Raw genomic sequence first — 16009 nt, 5'->3', positions numbered from 1 at the left:
GCAGACAACCCACCCACCCGCAGACAACCCACCCACCCGCAGACAACCCACCCACCCGCAGACAACCCACCCACCCGCAGACAACCCACCCACCCCAGGGGTCGAAGGGGCGCAGCCCCTGGAGGATGGGACGGGTAGGGGCGGCGGGGGCGAAAACCCCTAGGGCACCCGCCGAACCGCCTCATACTGCCGCGCCAACCCGTCCAGCAGAGCCGTAAGCCCCGTCTCAAAGGCCCGCTCGTCCACCTTCTCCTGCTGCTCGGCAAGCAGATGGGCCTGCCCGAGATGCGGATAGTCGGCCGGATCGTACGCATTCTCGTCGTCCACGAACCCCCCGGCAAAGGACCCGAGGGCGGAGCCCATGATGAAGTACCGCATCAGCGCACCGATCGACGTGGCCTGCGCCGGAGGCCACCCCGCCTCGACCATGGCCCCGAACACCGCATCGGCAAGCCGAAGCCCGGCCGGCCGACGCCCCGGCCCACGGACGAGGACGGGAACGATGTTCGGGTGATCCCGCAGGGCGGCCCGATAGGAGACGGCCCAGTCGTGCAGCGCCGTCCGCCACTCCCGCCCGTCCTCGAACATCGACAGATCGACCTGCGCGCTCACCGAGTCCGCGACCGCCTCCAGGATCTGGTCCTTCGTGCGGAAGTGGTTGTAGAGGGACGGCCCGCTCACCCCCAGCTCGGCGGCAAGCCGGCGCGTCGAGAGCGCCGCCAGCCCCTCCGCGTCCACCAACTGCCGTGCGGTCTCGACGATCCGGTCGGTGCTCAGAAGGGGCTTGCGCGGTCGGGCCATGGCGCACATAGTAGGCCTGCGAAATTAAACTAGCACTGGTAATTAAAATCGACACTTTCACGTACGAGGTGACGCGTCATGAACCTGGAGCTCACCGAGGAGCAGACCGCCGTCCGCCGGCTAGCGAGAGACTTCGTCGAACGCGAGATCCCCCCGCACGCGGCCGCCTGGGACCGCGCCGAGAACGTCGACCGGGCCATCGTGAAGAAGCTCGGCGCGCTCGGCTTCCTGGGACTCACCCTCGACGAGGAGTACGGCGGCTCCGGCGGCGACCACCTCGCGTACTGCCTCGTCACCGAGGAACTCGGCCGCGGTGACTCTTCCGTGCGCGGCATCGTCTCCGTCTCTCTGGGGCTGGTCGCCAAGACCGTCGCGTCCTGGGGGAGCGAGGAGCAGAAGCGGCGCTGGCTGCCGGGCCTGGCCTCCGGCGAGTACGTCGGCTGCTTCGGCCTCACCGAACCCGGCACGGGATCGGACGCGGGCAACCTCGCGACGAGCGCGGTACGCGACGGCGACGACTACGTCATCAACGGCACTAAGATGTTCATCACGAACGGAACCTGGGCCGACGTGGTCCTGTTGTTCGCGCGCTCGACCGACGCCCCGGGCCACAAGGGCGTCTCCGCCTTCCTCGTCCCCACCGACACCCCCGGCCTGACCCGCCGCCCCCTCCACGGCAAGCTCGGCCTGCGCGGACAGGCCACCGCCGAGCTGGTCCTCGACGGCGTACGGGTGCCCGCGAGCGCGATGCTGGGGCCCGAGGGCAAGGGTTTCTCCGTGGCCATGTCCGCCCTCGCGAAGGGGCGGATGTCGGTCGCGGCAGGCTGCGTGGGGATCGCCCAGGCCGCGCTCGACGCGGCGGTGACGTACGCGACCGAGCGCGAGCAGTTCGGCAGGACCATCGCCCACCACCAACTCGTCCAGGAGCTCATCAGCGACATCGCCGTCGACGTGGACGCGGCACGGCTGCTGACCTGGCGGGTCGCCGACCTCGTCGACCGCGGTCGGCTCTTCGCCACCGAGGCGAGCAAGGCCAAGCTCTTCGCCTCGGAGGCCGCCGTCCGCGCCGCCAACAACGCGCTCCAGGTCTTCGGCGGCTACGGCTACATCGACGAGTACCCGGCCGGGAAGCTGCTCCGCGACGCCCGCGTGATGACCCTCTACGAGGGCACCAGCCAGATACAGAAGCTGCTCATCGGCCGCGCGCTGACGGGCGTTTCGGCGTTTTGAGCAAGGGTGACGTTCTGAGTACTGACTGAGTATCCGAGCGGATGTGGCGGCGGCCACATCCGCCGATCCTTGTCCGCATGAGTGAGACACCGGTCAAACAGCAGACCACCGCCGCGTACTTCGGTCAGGCGTTGGTTTCCTTCGCCGTCGCGATGGTCGCCACCGCCGTCGGCATCTTCAAACTGCAGGCCGACGCCTGGGTCCGCGCGTTCCTCGCGATCGCCGTCCTCTACCTGGTCACCTCCGCCTTCACCCTCGCCAAGGTGATCCGGGACCGGCAGGAGGCCGGGCAGATCGTCAGCCGCGTCGACCAGGCCCGGCTGGAGAAGCTGCTCGCCGAACACGACCCCTTCGAGAAACTCTGAGCACCTCGCGTACACGCTCCTGAACGGGCGCCCTAAGCGCCCGCTCACCCTCGGCGGTATGGTGTATGTCCTGCCAGTCGAAGGAAAGAGCAAGCGATGAGTACGGCGGAGGAGACGGCCGGCGGCGAGCCCCAGCCGTGGGGTGAGGTCACCCCGGACGCGGCCCGGCGGCTGCTCGTGGCCGCCGTGGAGGCCTTCGCCGAGCGCGGCTACCACGCGACGACGACCCGTGACATCGCGGGCCGCGCCGGGATGAGCCCGGCTGCGCTCTACATCCACTACAAGACCAAGGAAGAGCTGCTCCACCGGATCAGCCGTATCGGCCACGAGAAGGCCCTGGAGATCCTGCGGACGGCGGCCCGGGGCGAGGGCGGCGCGACCGAGCGGCTCGCCGACGCCGTGAGCTCCTTCGTCCGCTGGCACGCCGGGGGGCGCACCACCGCACGGGTGGTGCAGTACGAACTGGACTCACTCGGCCCGGACGCCCGTGCCGAGATCCTCGCGCTGCGCCGCCAGGTCGACGCCGAGGTGCGCGGCATCATCCAGGACGGCGTCGCGGCGGGCGAGTTCGACGTCCCGGACGTTCCCGGCACCACCCTCGCCGTGCTGTCCCTGTGCATCGACGTCGCCCGCTGGTTCAACGTGAACGGCCCCCGGACGCCGGACGAGGTCGGCGCGCTGTACGCCGACCTCGTACTGCGGATGGTGGGAGCGAAGAAGCCCTGAGGGGCGGCCGTCAGAAGCCTCAGAAGTAGTAGCGCGACACCGACTCCGCCACGCACACCGGCTTGTTCCCGCCCTCGCGCTCCACGGTGACCGCGGCCGTCACCTGGACGCCTTCCCCCGCCTCCGTGACCTCCTTGAGTGCGGCGGTCGCGCGCAGCCGGGAGCCCACGGGTACCGGTGCGGGGAATCGGACCTTGTTGGTGCCGTAGTTGACGCCCATCTTCAGTCCTTCGACCCGCATGACCTGCGGTACGAGCAGGGGCAGCAGGGAGAGGGTCAGATACCCGTGCGCGATGGTCGTCCCGAACGGCCCCGCGGCGGCCTTCTCCGGGTCCACGTGGATCCACTGGTGGTCACCCGTGGCCTCCGCGAAGAGATCGATCCGCTTCTGGTCGATCTCCAGCCAGTCGCTGTACCCCAGCTCCTCGCCCACCGCCGCCTTCAGCTCGTCGGCGGACGTGAAGATCCTCGCCTCAGCCATGTCCCGGCCTCCCGCATCCCATGTCTGTATCCCATGTCTCTGTCTGTGCCTGCTGTTTGTGTCTGTGCCTGCGTCTCCATGTCTAAGCAACTGCTTAGCATGGTCGGGTGTGAGCCCCCTGTCAACGGTCGGGAGCGCGATGGGGTCGGTAGGGTTGGAGGGGTGCCCCAGATCCCCGAGAAGATCCACGAGTTGACCGTCGGCCAGCTGTCGGCCCGCAGCGGCGCCGCCGTCTCCGCCTTGCACTTCTACGAGTCCAAGGGCCTGATCAGCAGCCGCCGCACCGCGGGCAACCAGCGCCGGTACAGCCGTGACACCTTGCGCCGGGTCGCCTTCGTCCGGGCCGCGCAGCGTGTCGGTATCCCGCTCGCCACGATCCGCGAGGCCCTCGCCGAACTCCCCGAGGAGCGCACCCCGACCCGCGAGGACTGGGCCCACCTCTCCGAGGCCTGGCGCTCCGAGCTCGACGAACGCATCAAGCAGCTCAACCGGCTGCGCGACCACCTCACCGACTGCATCGGCTGCGGCTGTCTGTCCCTGGACGGCTGCGTGCTGTCCAACCCCGACGACGTCTTCGGCGAGCGCCAGTCCGGCTCCCGCCTCATGGTCGAGCGCAAGGCCACCGCCGTAGGGCAGGAAGCGCGGCGCGCGGACCCGCAGCCGGAGCCCGGGGACTGCTGCTGAACAGCGCGGCCCGCGATCTCCCCGTACCCCCAGGATCCCCCGATCCCGTGGCGTCGGACAGGCCGGGCTGACCGCCTGCGCGATGGCCCGCCCGCCGGTCACCGGGTTGTACCACTCGACGGCCGGACGGAACGGCCTTCGCGACGGCCAGGTCCGCCGACTGGGCGCGGCGGAGCTGCTGGGCGGTGAACTCCTGTACGCCCGCACCGAACTCCTCACTCTCCCTTACGGCGCTCGCTGGGCCGCCCCGTACTGGACCACCGCCTCCGCCACCAACTGAGCGTTGGACACGGCCCGTTCCCCGTCCGGCAGGACCAACGTGTCCTCCAGGCCCATGCGCGTCGCGAGCCCCAGCCGCCCCGCCAGCCGGAGCACGGGCCAGGCGCCGCCTTGCTCCCCGTGCAGCAGGACGGGCCGGCCGTGGGCGTCGCCCAGTTCGGTGAGGAGGGCTTGGGCGGACCGCTCCGCCGTGTCCGCCGAGGGGTCCGTCACCTCGGCGAGGACGCGCAGCACCCGGGGCGCCAGCGGTGACGCCAGGAACCGGGCGGGTCCGTCCGTGCCGGACCAGAGGCTCGCCTCCACGCCGACTCCGCGCTCCAGCAGGGCGGCGGCGACCTGCTCGGCACCCGGCTCGTGCCAGTTGACCGAGGCGTGGTCGGGCAGGACGGTCCAGGAGCGGACGCGTGCCACGCGGGCGGCCGGGTCGGGTTCGATCCAGGCTCCGGTGGTGACGCCGACGGGGACGCGGGCCCGTGAGCGTATCTCGTCGAGCGTGGCCGCGATCGCCCTCGCCGACAACGTGTCATGACCGCAGGGGGACTTGGGATGGACATGGATGTCCGACGCCCCTGCCGCGACGGAATCCTCCGCCGAGTCGGCCATCGCGCCCGGTGACATGGGCACCACGGCCCCGTCACCGGCCCCTCGGGCCCCGTTCAAACAGACCTGCACCATGTCCCCGATGGTGCCAGTCACCACTGACAAAGCTCCCCATATGCACGGGGGTGCGGCATCCCCGGCGCACCCCCGCCGTGGTCAGGCCGACACCAGCAGCCGAACCCGCCTGGCCTCCGCCAGGGCTTCAGGAGTCAACACCGGCCGTGGTACGAGAATCCCGCAGTCCGTGCAGACGGGACCCGACGACGGCTCGTGATCCAGGTCGTGCTTCCACATGAGGCGCGCGCCCTCGCACACCGGGCACACCCTGCCCGGCTCGCGCTCCAGCGCGGCGATGAGCCGGCGCAGCACCTCGGCCAATGGTTCATGGGGGTGGACCCGGGGGTCGTCGCACCATGCGACGCCGAAACCGCCCCAGGTCAGCCGGTGCCAGTCGTCGACACTGCCCGGCCTGCGCAGCCCGTCGTGCTTCTCCCGCTTGCGGCGCTGCGCGAACTCCACCTCATAGGCGAGCCAGACGGAGCGGGCCTCCTCCAGCTCCTCCAGTGCGGCCACGAGCCGCGCTGGGTCCGGGGAACGGTCCTCCGCACCGAACCCGGCCCGGGAACACAGGTGATCCCAGGTCGCCCGATGCCCGTAGGGGGCAAACCTCTCCAGGCACTTGCGCAGTGAGTAGCGCCGTAGTGCCAGATCACACCGTGGATCGCGCACCTGTCTCGCCAGACTCCGGAAACCGGCCATCGCCTTGCACCTCCGTCACACCTGCACCTGTACTTCGGTCACTTCGGCGTCGTCGTACGGACGTCGCCGAATAGACGTATCGACTCCCGATTCGGCTCCATCCGATTTCCGATGACCTCCATAAGCGATCCGCCGAACGGTCACGGCGGCTTCCCCCAGCCGTCGGTCGTCTGCCGAGTGATACGTGGCGCCGTGGCGATTTCGTAAAAGTTGATGCATGTTCATCTTCCAACCCGGGGATACCGGCGGTAACGTCCCGCCCACCCCCGTCGCCAGGAGCTGCCATGCCACGGAGCACCCCACGCACCATGCTCGACAGACTGAGAACTCCCGGCAGAATTCCGGAGTTCCTCAAGGGCGCATCCGTATGCGTCCTCATTGCCGGCCTTTTGTCACCGCTTTCCCAAGCGGCCGCCGCCGAGACCGCGGCAACGGCCGATGTCGAGGCCGCGGCTGTCACCGACTACTGCGGTGGTCAGTGCTCCGACATCCTTCCGCCCGGCCAGAACGGCAACGCCACCCTCGCACAGATCCTCCTCAACCAGGCCTTCGGCGCGAAGCCCGCGAACTCGTCCAACCAGCTCGGGCCCTACGCCAACCTGGCCACCGGCTACCCCGCGCTCACCAACTCCACGATCAACACCTTCTTCAACGACGCGTCCTTCGGCGTCCCCTCCGACCAGGTCGCCTCCACCCTCAGCCCGGCCGGCCGCACGGACGTGACGATCGTCCGCGACAAGAAGACCGGTGTGCCGCACATCACCGGTACCACTCGATACGGCACCGAGTTCGGAGCCGGCTATGCGGCAGCCCAGGACAGGCTGTGGCTGATGGACGTCTTCCGGCACGTCGGACGCGGCAATCTGACCCCGTTCGCGGGCGGCGCCGAGTCCAACCAGGGCCTGGAGCAGGAGTTCTGGCGCCATGCCCCGTACACCGAGGCCGATCTGCAGGCCCAGATCGACCACGCGGTCGCCACCAACGGCGAGCGCGGCGAACTGGCCTTCGACGACGTCAACGCCTACGTCGACGGCATCAACGCCTACATCGACGCCTCCGACAGCGGCCGTTACTTCCCCGGCGAGTACGTCCTCACCGGCCACAAGGACTCCATCACCAACGTCGGCACCATCGAGCGCTTCAAGCCCACCGACCTGGTCGCGCTGGCCTCCGTCATCGGCGCCCTCTTCGGCTCGGGCGGCGGCGGCGAGGTCAACAACGCGCTCTCCCTCCTCGCCGCCCAGGAGCAGTACGGCGTGGAAGAGGGCACCAAGGTCTGGGAGTCCTTCCGCGAGCGCAACGACCCCGAGGCCGTGCTCACCGTCCACGACGGCAGCTTCCCGTACGCCACCAAGCCCGACGACCCGCAGGGCATCGCCCTCCCCGACGCGGGCTCGGTGACCGAGGAACCGCTGGTCCACGACCGCACCGGCAGCGCGGCCACAGCCGGTTCGGCGAGCACGTCGGCCGAGGCGACGGCGAGCGCCCTCGGCTCGGCCAGGCGCGGCATGTCCAACGCCCTCGTCGTCAGCGGCGAGCACACCGCGAGCGGGAACCCGATAGCCGTCTTCGGCCCGCAGACCGGCTACTTCGCACCGCAGTTGCTCATGCTCCAGGAGATCCAGGGCCCGGGCATCAGCGCCCGCGGCGCCTCCTTCGCGGGCCTGAGCATGTACGTCGAGCTGGGCCGCGGCCAGGACTACGCGTGGAGCGCCACGACCTCCGGCCAGGACATCATCGACACCTACGCGGTCGAGCTGTGCCAGGACGACTTCCACTACCTGTACCACGGCACCTGCACGCCCATGGAGAAGGTCGAACAGACCAACGCCTGGAAGCCGACCACCGCCGACTCCACCCCGGCGGGCTCGTACCGCATGCAGGTCTGGCGCACCAAGTACGGCCCGGTCTCGCACCGCGCGACCGTCGACGGCAAGAAGGTCGCCTACACCACCCTGCGCTCCTCCTACCTGAACGAGGCCGAGTCGATCATCGGCTTCCAGATGCTGAACGACCCGGACTACGTGACGGGCCCGGAGTCCTTCCAGCGCGCGGTGCAGAACATCAACTACACGTTCAACTGGTTCTACGCCGACTCCGAGCACACCGCGTACTACAACAGCGGTGACAACCCGGTGCGCGCCACCGACGTCGACGCCGAGTTCCCGGTGTGGGGGCGGGCCGCGTACGAGTGGCGGAACTGGAACCCGGCGACGAACACCGCCGACTACACGCCCCCGTCCGCGCACCCCAACTCCGTCGACCAGGACTACTACATCTCCTGGAACAACAAGCAGGCCAAGGACTACACCACGGCCCCCTGGGGCAATGGGTCGGTCCACCGCGGCAACCTGCTCGACGACCGGGTCAAGGAGTTGGTGGCCGAGGGCGGGGTGACCAGGGCCTCGCTGGTGAAGGCGATGGCCGACGCCGGAATCGCCGATCTGCGCGCCGAGGACGTCCTGCCCAAGCTGCTGAGGGTCGTCAACAGCGAGCCGGTCACGGACACCGCGGCCGCCGCGGCCGTCACGAAACTGAACGGCTGGCTGACGGCCGGCGCCAAACGCACGGAGACCTCGGCCGGTTCGAAGAGGTACGCCAATGCCGAGGCGATCCGCATCCTGGACGCCTGGTGGCCGCTGCTGGTGAAGGCCGAGTTCGAACCGGGCCTCGGCACCGACCTCTACACGGCCATCACCCGCAACCTCCCCGTCGACGAGTCACCCTCGGCCGGTCACGGCCCGACCGGCTCGCACGCCGGAAGCTCCTTCCAGTACGGCTGGTGGAGCTATGTCGACAAGGACATCCGGGCCGTGCTCGGTGAGCAGGTGCAAGGCGGCCTGGCGCGGACGTACTGCGGCGACGGCAGCCTCAGCGCCTGCCGGAACCTGCTGATCAGCACCCTCAAGGAGGCGGCCGGCAAGACCGCCGCCCAGGTCTACCCCGGCGACGAGTACTGCTCGGCGGGCGACCAGTGGTGCGCCGACTCGATCATTCAGCAGGAGCTCGGCGGCATCAAGCACGACAAGATCAGCTGGCAGAACCGGCCGACCTACCAGCAGGTGGTGGAGTTCACCTCGCACAGGTGACTCCTCGGTCGACGACCGTGCGGCGGTGGGCCGGGCGCCTCTGTCCCGGGCTCAGGCTCGGGCTCGGGCGATACGGCCCGCCGCCAGCACCACCTGCGCCAACTCCCGGTGGCAGATGTCGCTGTGGGCTCCCGACGGGGGCCCACCGCGCCTGACCACCGCGGCCGCGTCGACGTTCACACAACCGGACGTGGGCAGTGGGGACCTGAGCGCATCGGCGAGCTTGAGCGAGCGGGTGCCCTGCACGGCCTTGATGCCGCCGTAGCCGAGCGCACCCCACTTGGCGCGCAGGATGCCGCCCATGCTGATGCCCGCCACCGCGTGGGCGTCGCCCGCCAGGCGGGAGGCCAGCGGGTAGATCGTGCCGAGCGCCGAGTCATGACGGGAGTGGCAGCACACCAGAGGACCGTCGATACGGTTCTGCTGACCGTGCAGCACCCCGCTCGCCCGCGTGTCGTGCGGCAGCCGCGCCGCGAACGCGTAGTGCGAGAAGGCCCCTTGGAGCAGCGTCACCGACTTCACCGCCCGCACCCCGTCCGGCAGCCCGCGCAGCGCGAACGACACCAGGCGTGCGCCGAAGCTGTGCCCGACGAGATGCACCCGTACGCCGGGCACGGCCCGCACGAGCTGTCCGACCACCCGGCCGAGTCCGCGCTCGCCGACGGTTCCGGCGCGGCGCTTCATGGCGAAGTACGTGGCCTGACGCAGGAGTTCGTGGGCGCCGCCCCACAACCGGGGCGGCGCGAGGGTGGCTGACGGTTCCTCGCCGGGGGACTCGGCATCCGCCAGCGCCGCCGCGAACTCCCCGCACACCTGTGCCGTATCGCCGAACAGCATCTCGGGGTCGCTCTCCGGCGTGCCCTCCGCCAGCGTGTCCGCGGCGAAGGCAGCCTGCGGCCCTTGCGGCCGTACCTCCACCAGCAGCCGTACGAGGCGCCCGAACTCCTCCAACGAGGCCGCCTCGTCCGGCCGCTGGTCCAGCAGCCGCGCCATCTGCTCCACGACGACGGCCCGCCCCGGGAACACCTCCAGGAGGGCGTGCCGGGTGCCCTTGTCGAGCACCGGGCGGCGGGCGGGGGCCGCGGCGAGGGACGGCTTGAAGTCGGGGATCGGCTCGTCCGAGAACCGCATCGAGGGCCACAGCACCCCGACGTACCCGAGTCGGGCCCGTGGCGCGAGTGAGGGGAACGGCTCGAAGAACCGACGGTAGAGCCCGGTGGCGATCGAGCGGTCGTTGTTCCAGCCGTGCGCGAAGACGACCAGGTCGCGCACGCTGCGCTGCCCGACCCCCGTGACCAGACGCTCCCGCTGCCGGGCGTCCACGTCTCCGTCCGCGTCGAAGGTCAGCTCCCAGTAGGGAGTCACGCTCATACCGGGGTCCGCCACCATGCCAAGCCCCCTTCGGCGGCCGCGCACATGCCCTGCGCATGCCCTGTGCGCGCATGGTCCCGCCGCCGGGGGAGCTTGGCCATACGTCAGGGCAGGGATACACCCGGATCAGTGAAGGGATGCACCCGGATCAGTGATAGGCGAGGTACCGCCGCCGCACCGCCCGGAACGCGGCGAGCTCCTCCTGCCAGCCGGCCACGACCTCGTCGGCCGTCGCCCCCGCGTCGATCATCGTGCGCACGAGCGTGGAACCGGTCAGCTTGTCGATCCAGTTGTCGGAGCGCCAACCGAAGCCGCTCCAGACCGACTTGGCGGTCACCAGCAGCGCCACACCGGTACGCACGGGGTCGTACGCGGCCCGGTCGTGCACGTGGATCTGTACGCCCCCGACCGTCTTCCCCTGGAACTTGGAGAAGGTCGGTGCGAAGTACGCCTCCCTGAAGCGCACGCCCGGCAGCCCGAGTCGACTGACTTCCTCCGCCCACCGTCGGTCGATGCCCTCCGCGCCGAGCAGCTCGAACGGGCGGGTCGTGCCGCGCCCCTCCGACAGGTTCGTCCCCTCGAAGAGACAGGTCCCGGAGTACACCAGGGCGGTGTCGGGCGTCGGCATGTTCGGGCTCGGCGGCACCCAGGGGAGCCCGGAGGCGTCGTAGAAGTCCGAGCGCTTCCATCCGCTCATGAGGACCGTCTCCAGCGGTACGGGCGCGGTGAGGAACTCCCCGTTGAACAGCCGCGCCAGCTCCGCCACCGTCATCCCGTGCGCCTGGGAGACCGGCTCCCGCCCGACGAACGTCGCGAACTCCTTGTGCAGCACCGGCCCAAGGGCAGCGCGCCCGGTCACCGGGTTCGGCCGGTCGAGCACCACGAACCGCTTGCCCGCGAGCCGCGCCGCCTCCATACAGTCGTACAGCGTCCAGATGTAGGTGTAGAAGCGGGCGCCCACGTCCTGGATGTCGAAGACGACGGTGTCCACGCCGGAGGCGGTGAAGATGTCGGCGAGGGGCCGGCCGCTCTTCATGTACGTGTCGTAGACGGGCAGTCCGGTCGCCGGGTCGTCGTAGCGTCCCTCCGAGCCGCCCGCCTGCGCGGTGCCGCGAAAGCCGTGTTCCGGGCCGAAGACGGCCACGAGGTTCACCCGGTCGTCGGCGTGCATGACGTCGACGATGTGGCGCACGTCCCTGGTGATGCCCGTCGGGTTCGTGACGACGCCGACCCGCTGACCGTCGAGCACGGCGTATCCGTCGGCGACGAGGCGCTCGAATCCGGTTCGCAGTCCGCGGCCGCCGCTCTCGGCGGATGTGGCCGGGCCCGCGGAACAGGCCGTCAGCGCGGTGACACCCGTGGTGGCGGCGAGCAGCCCCCGTCTCGACAAGCTCATGGTGGTGACCTCCGTGACCTGGGTGACCGACGGAACTGTCATGGCCACGCACGCTAGCGTGCGCGCCGGACCCGGGGAACGTACCGGATGCGGGCGGCGGTGCGCGTCGTGAGCCCCTTCCGCCCGTACATACCGACTGGTTAGTCTGATGTCCGGAGCGGAGCCGTTCGCGTCGCGTCGAAGGAGACCGATGGTGGGAGTCGTGCAGGGTGCGGGTGTGGTCGTCACCGGAGCGGGAGGCGGTATCGGTGCCGCGCTGGCCCGCCGTTTCGCGGCCGAGGGAGCCCGGGTCGTCGTCAACGACCTGGACGAGGCCAGGGCGAAGGCCGTGGCCGACGAGATCGGCGGCATCGCGGTCCCCGGCGACGCGTCCGCGGTCGTCACCGACGCCCGGGACGCCCTCGGCGGCACGGTGGACGTGTACTGCGCCAACGCGGGCCTCGCCTCCGCCGGCACCGAGGCGGCCGACGAGAAGGTCTGGGCGCTCGCCTGGGACGTGAACGTGATGGCACACGTCCGCGCGGCCCACGAACTGCTCCCCGACTGGCTGGAGCGCGGCAGCGGCCGTTTCGTCTCCACGGTCTCGGCCGCCGGACTGCTCACCATGATCGGCGCCGCCCCCTACAGCGTCACCAAGCACGGCGCGTACGCCTTCGCCGAGTGGCTCTCCCTCACCTACCGCCACCGTGGCCTGAAGGTCCACGCGATCTGCCCCCAGGGCGTCCGCACCGACATGCTCACCGCCTCCGGCAGCGCGGGCGACCTCGTGCTCGCGCCGACCGCGATCGAGCCCGAGGACGTCGCGGAGGCACTGTTCAAGGGGATGGAGGAGGACCGCTTCCTGATCCTGCCGCACCCCGAGGCCGCCGCCTACTACCAGGCGCGGGCCGCCGACCCGGACCGCTGGCTGACCAACATGAACCACATTCAGCAGAAGTGGGAGGCGGCCGACTGACCGCCCTGCCCGACTTGCCCGGGGCGGAGAGTGGGAAGATCCTCCGACAGGAAACGCGATCCCGGCCCGGCGACGACGCCCGGAGGGCCGGTGTACGACACGGAAGGCAGGTGGCGGCAGTGCCCAGGACGACGGACGGAGACGGCACGCCCGTCCCGCAGCGGCTGCTGGCCGCCGCCACCCGGCTCTTCGCCGAGCAGGGCTACGACCGCACCTCCGTACAGGAGATCGTCGAGGCCGCAGGCGTCACCAAGGGGGCGCTGTACCACTACTTCGGCTCCAAGGACGACCTCCTGCACGAGGTGTACGCGCGCGTGCTGCGTATCCAGCAGGAGCGCCTGGACGCCTTCGCGGACGCCGACGAACCGGTCGAGAAGCGGCTCCGGGACGCGGCCGCCGACGTCGTGGTCACGACCATCGACAACCTCGACGACGCGATGATCTTCTTCCGCTCCATGCACCACCTCAGCCCCGAGAAGAACAAACAGGTGCGCGCCGAGCGCCGTCGCTACCACGAACGCTTCCGTGCGCTCGTCGAGGAGGGTCAGGAAGCGGGCGTCTTCTCCAAGGCGACGCCGGCGGATCTGGTCGTGGACTACCACTTCGGCTCGGTCCACCATCTGTCGACGTGGTACCGCCCCGATGGCCCGCTGAGCCCGCAGGAGGTCGCGGACCACCTGGCGGATCTGCTGCTGCGCGCACTGCGCCCCTAGGGGGTGTTTCGAGAGTCCTGTGCGGTGCCCGCGGTGTCCGGTGCGTGCTCTCGGCGTGCCGGACGAAAGCTCTCGTACTGGATGTACTTGGGCTTTCGGCTGGTGCGGCGAGAGTGCGTGCCGGGCGCCGTGGGTGCTGTGCGGGACTTTCGAAACACCCCCTAGCACCCCCAGGCACATGTGTAAGGGGCGGCCGCAACTGCGGCCGCCCCTTACACATGACCCCTCATACGTACTTCTTCAGCTCCCGCCGCGCCAGCGACCGCTGGTGCACCTCGTCCGGCCCGTCGGCGATCATCAGCGTCCGGGCGCCCGCGTAGAGCTCGGCCAGTGGGAAGTCCTGGCTGACGCCACCCGCGCCGTGGAGCTGGATCGCCCGGTCGATGATGTCGACGACCGTACGAGGCGTGGCGATCTTGATGGCCTGGATCTCGGTGTGGGCACCCTTGTTGCCGACCGTGTCCATCATCCAGGCCGTCTTCAGCACCAGCAGTCGCAGCTGCTCCACGGCCACGCGCGCGTCCGCGATCCAGTTGTGCACCACGCCCTGCTGGGCCAGCGCCTTGCCGAAGGCGGTACGCGCCACCGCCCGCCTGCACATCAGCTCGATGGCCCGCTCGGCCATGCCGATCAGCCGCATGCAGTGGTGGATACGGCCCGGACCGAGGCGGGCCTGGGCGATGGCGAAGCCGCCGCCCTCCTCGCCGATCAGGTTCGACACCGGCACGCGCGCGTGGTCGAAGATCACCTCCGCGTGCCCGCCGTGGTAGTGGTCCTCGTAGCCGTACACCCGCATCGCGCGCCTGACCTCGACGCCCGGGGTGTCGCGCGGGACCAGGACCATGGACTGCTGGCGGCGGATGTCGGACCCCTCCGGGTCCGTCTTGCCCATCACGATGAAGATCTTGCAGTCCGGGTTCATGGCCCCGGAGATGTACCACTTGCGACCGGTGATGACGTACTCGTCCGTGCCGTCGGAGGCTCGCTCGATCAGCGTGGTGATGTTGGTGGCGTCCGAGGAGGCCACCTCCGGCTCGGTCATCGCGAACGCCGAGCGGATCTCCCCGGCGAGCAACGGCTCCAGCCACTGCTTCTTCTGCCGCTCGTCACCGAACTGCGCCAGCACCTCCATGTTGCCCGTGTCGGGCGCCCCGCAGTTCAGCGCGGTGGGCGCCAACTGCGGGGAACGCCCGGTGATCTCGGCGAGGGGCGCGTACTGCAGATTGGTGAGCCCGGCACCGTACTCGGAATCGGGCAGGAACAGGTTCCACAGCCCTTGCCGACGGGCCTCGGCCTTCAGCTCCTCGACGACGGCCGGGGTGTCCCACGGCGAGGCGAGCCGGGCCCGCTGCTCGTCGGCGACGGCCTCGGCCGGATGGACGTACTCGTCCATGAAGGCGAGGAGCTTGGCGCGCAGCTCCTCCGTGCGGGCGTCGAATGCGAAATCCATGGTGGATCAGCCCTCCTGAAGGCCTTCTCGAAGCGTGGTCAGGCCGTGTTCGACGAAGACGGGGACCAGGTCGCCGATGCTGTCGAAGCCCCCGCCGACCGTCTGGCCGAGCGTGTACCGGTAGTGGATGCCCTCCAGGATCACGGCGAGCTTGAACCACGCGAAGGCCGTGTACCAGGAGACGGCGGACACATCGCGTCCCGAGCGAACGGCGTACCGTTCGACCAGCTCGGCGACGCCCGGGTGCCCGGCCGCCGTGGCGGTCGTGGAGACGGGGGAGTGGGGGATGCCCAAGGGGATGCTGTACATGACCAGCAGCCCCAGGTCGGTCAGCGGATCGCCGAGCGTCGACATCTCCCAGTCCAGAATCGCGGCGATCCTGTCGTCCTCACCGAGCAGGACGTTGTCGAGCCGGTAGTCCCCGTGCACCACGGTCGGTGCGGGGGAGCGGGGCAGCTCCCGCCCCAGGGCCGCGTGCAGTTCGTCGATCCCGGCCAGCTCGCGGTTGCGGGAGGCGTCCAGCTGCTTGCCCCAGCGCCGCAGTTGCCGGTCCAGAAAACCCTCGGGGCGCCCGAAGTCCGCGAGTCCCACCTCGGCGGGGTCCACCGCGTGCAGCTCGACCAGCGTGTCCAGCAGCCCGAGCACCGCGTCGCGCGTCCGCTCGGGGCCCAGCGGGGCGAGCTGCTCGGCGGTGCGGTACGGCGTTCCCTCCACGAAGTCCATGACGTAGAAGGGCGCGCCCAGCACCTCCTCGTCCTCGCACAGCAGCACGGTCCTCGGCACCGGCACGTCCGTCGGGTGCAGCGCGCTGATCACCCGGTGCTCGCGCTTCATGTCGTGCGCGGTCGCCAGCACATGGCCGAGCGGCGGCCGCCGTACGACCCAGCGCGCGGTGCCGTCCGTGACCTCGTACGTCAGGTTCGACCGTCCGCCCTCGATCAGCCGGCCGGTCAGAGGGCCGTGCACCAGGCCGGGCCGCTGGGCGTCGAGCAGGCCGCGCAGCCGGTCGGGATCGAGACCTGGCGGATGGTCTGGGCGCATCATCGCTCCTACGTGGGGGTGAACAGGACCCGAATAGGGTGCACAGGACCCGACTCATGATGCCGACCG

The 16009-nt window shown here is 70.1% G+C and carries 16 protein-coding genes; 8 read left to right on the top strand and 8 right to left on the bottom strand.

The window, feature by feature from the left end; translation table 11 throughout:
* Positions 1 to 159 precede the first annotated feature (159 nt).
* Positions 160 to 801 (bottom strand): TetR/AcrR family transcriptional regulator, encoded by a 642-nt coding sequence (locus tag ACWD3C_RS31860; protein WP_451149637.1) that lies wholly within the window; start codon positions 799 to 801, stop codon positions 160 to 162.
* A 78-nt stretch (positions 802 to 879) separates the two neighbouring features.
* Between ACWD3C_RS31860 and ACWD3C_RS31855 the strand changes: the two genes are divergently transcribed.
* From ACWD3C_RS31855 to ACWD3C_RS31845, 3 genes are all read left to right on the top strand, one after another.
* Positions 880 to 2031, top strand: a complete 1152-nt coding sequence (locus ACWD3C_RS31855; RefSeq protein ID WP_451149636.1) for an acyl-CoA dehydrogenase family protein — start codon at positions 880 to 882, stop codon at positions 2029 to 2031.
* Between the two features lie 77 nt (positions 2032 to 2108).
* Positions 2109 to 2396, top strand: a complete 288-nt coding sequence (locus ACWD3C_RS31850; RefSeq protein WP_451149635.1) for a YiaA/YiaB family inner membrane protein — start codon at positions 2109 to 2111, stop codon at positions 2394 to 2396.
* A 96-nt stretch (positions 2397 to 2492) separates the two neighbouring features.
* Positions 2493 to 3122, top strand: a complete 630-nt coding sequence (locus ACWD3C_RS31845) for a TetR/AcrR family transcriptional regulator (RefSeq protein ID WP_451149634.1) — start codon at positions 2493 to 2495, stop codon at positions 3120 to 3122.
* Positions 3123 to 3141: 19 nt separating this feature from the next.
* Here the strand turns inward: ACWD3C_RS31845 and ACWD3C_RS31840 are convergent, their stop codons facing one another.
* Positions 3142 to 3603: a MaoC family dehydratase gene (locus ACWD3C_RS31840; protein ID WP_451149633.1), complete on the bottom strand. Its 462-nt coding sequence runs from the start codon at positions 3601 to 3603 to the stop codon at positions 3142 to 3144.
* A gap of 162 nt (positions 3604 to 3765) precedes the next feature.
* Here ACWD3C_RS31840 and soxR point away from each other — a divergent pair, with 162 nt between their 5' ends.
* Both soxR and ACWD3C_RS31830 read left to right on the top strand, forming a co-directional pair.
* Positions 3766 to 4287 (top strand): redox-sensitive transcriptional activator SoxR, encoded by a 522-nt coding sequence (gene soxR / locus ACWD3C_RS31835; protein ID WP_451149632.1) that lies wholly within the window; start codon positions 3766 to 3768, stop codon positions 4285 to 4287.
* Positions 4288 to 4369: 82 nt separating this feature from the next.
* Positions 4370 to 4567 (top strand): hypothetical protein, encoded by a 198-nt coding sequence (locus ACWD3C_RS31830; RefSeq protein ID WP_451149631.1) that lies wholly within the window; start codon positions 4370 to 4372, stop codon positions 4565 to 4567.
* Here ACWD3C_RS31830 and ACWD3C_RS31825 read toward each other — a convergent pair.
* Both ACWD3C_RS31825 and ACWD3C_RS31820 read right to left on the bottom strand, forming a co-directional pair.
* A complete protein-coding gene (locus tag ACWD3C_RS31825; protein ID WP_451149643.1) occupies positions 4513 to 5241 on the bottom strand; it encodes a 3-keto-5-aminohexanoate cleavage protein in 729 nt (242 codons plus the stop codon). The two genes, ACWD3C_RS31830 and ACWD3C_RS31825, sit on opposite strands and share 55 nt — an antisense overlap.
* 81 nt (positions 5242 to 5322) lie before the next feature.
* Positions 5323 to 5925 (bottom strand): hypothetical protein, encoded by a 603-nt coding sequence (locus ACWD3C_RS31820; RefSeq protein ID WP_451149630.1) that lies wholly within the window; start codon positions 5923 to 5925, stop codon positions 5323 to 5325.
* Positions 5926 to 6209: 284 nt separating this feature from the next.
* Between ACWD3C_RS31820 and ACWD3C_RS31815 the strand changes: the two genes are divergently transcribed.
* Positions 6210 to 9014 carry a penicillin acylase family protein gene (locus ACWD3C_RS31815; protein ID WP_451149629.1) on the top strand — a complete coding sequence of 935 codons (2805 nt, stop codon included), beginning with the start codon at positions 6210 to 6212 and terminating at the stop codon, positions 9012 to 9014.
* A 51-nt stretch (positions 9015 to 9065) separates the two neighbouring features.
* Here ACWD3C_RS31815 and ACWD3C_RS31810 read toward each other — a convergent pair whose 3' ends face one another.
* Both ACWD3C_RS31810 and ACWD3C_RS31805 read right to left on the bottom strand, forming a co-directional pair.
* Positions 9066 to 10400 carry a serine-threonine protein kinase gene (locus ACWD3C_RS31810; RefSeq protein WP_451149642.1) on the bottom strand — a complete coding sequence of 445 codons (1335 nt, stop codon included), beginning with the start codon at positions 10398 to 10400 and terminating at the stop codon, positions 9066 to 9068.
* A 133-nt stretch (positions 10401 to 10533) separates the two neighbouring features.
* Positions 10534 to 11781 (bottom strand): exo-beta-N-acetylmuramidase NamZ family protein, encoded by a 1248-nt coding sequence (locus ACWD3C_RS31805; protein WP_451149641.1) that lies wholly within the window; start codon positions 11779 to 11781, stop codon positions 10534 to 10536.
* A 190-nt stretch (positions 11782 to 11971) separates the two neighbouring features.
* Here ACWD3C_RS31805 and ACWD3C_RS31800 point away from each other — a divergent pair, with 190 nt between their 5' ends.
* Both ACWD3C_RS31800 and ACWD3C_RS31795 read left to right on the top strand, forming a co-directional pair.
* The gene (locus ACWD3C_RS31800; RefSeq protein WP_451149628.1) at positions 11972 to 12736 is read left to right on the top strand and encodes an SDR family oxidoreductase; all 765 of its coding nucleotides are present in this window, start codon (positions 11972 to 11974) and stop codon (positions 12734 to 12736) included.
* A 119-nt stretch (positions 12737 to 12855) separates the two neighbouring features.
* Positions 12856 to 13449 (top strand): TetR/AcrR family transcriptional regulator, encoded by a 594-nt coding sequence (locus ACWD3C_RS31795; RefSeq protein WP_451149627.1) that lies wholly within the window; start codon positions 12856 to 12858, stop codon positions 13447 to 13449.
* 226 nt (positions 13450 to 13675) lie between these two features.
* On the opposite strand, the gene ACWD3C_RS31790 is transcribed toward ACWD3C_RS31795, so the two are convergent.
* Together ACWD3C_RS31790 and ACWD3C_RS31785 are read right to left on the bottom strand one after the other, a co-directional pair.
* On the bottom strand, positions 13676 to 14899 hold the full coding sequence (locus ACWD3C_RS31790) for an acyl-CoA dehydrogenase family protein (RefSeq protein ID WP_451149626.1): 1224 nt from the start codon (positions 14897 to 14899) through the stop codon (positions 13676 to 13678).
* 6 nt (positions 14900 to 14905) lie between these two features.
* Positions 14906 to 15940 carry a phosphotransferase family protein gene (locus tag ACWD3C_RS31785; RefSeq protein ID WP_451149640.1) on the bottom strand — a complete coding sequence of 345 codons (1035 nt, stop codon included), beginning with the start codon at positions 15938 to 15940 and terminating at the stop codon, positions 14906 to 14908.
* Between the last annotated feature and the right edge of the window lie 69 nt (positions 15941 to 16009).

It is taken from the genome of Streptomyces sp. NPDC002845, assembly GCF_053591955.1.
The sequence above is the reverse complement of the archived record's forward strand: the minus strand, read 5'-3'. Positions and strand labels throughout refer to the sequence as shown.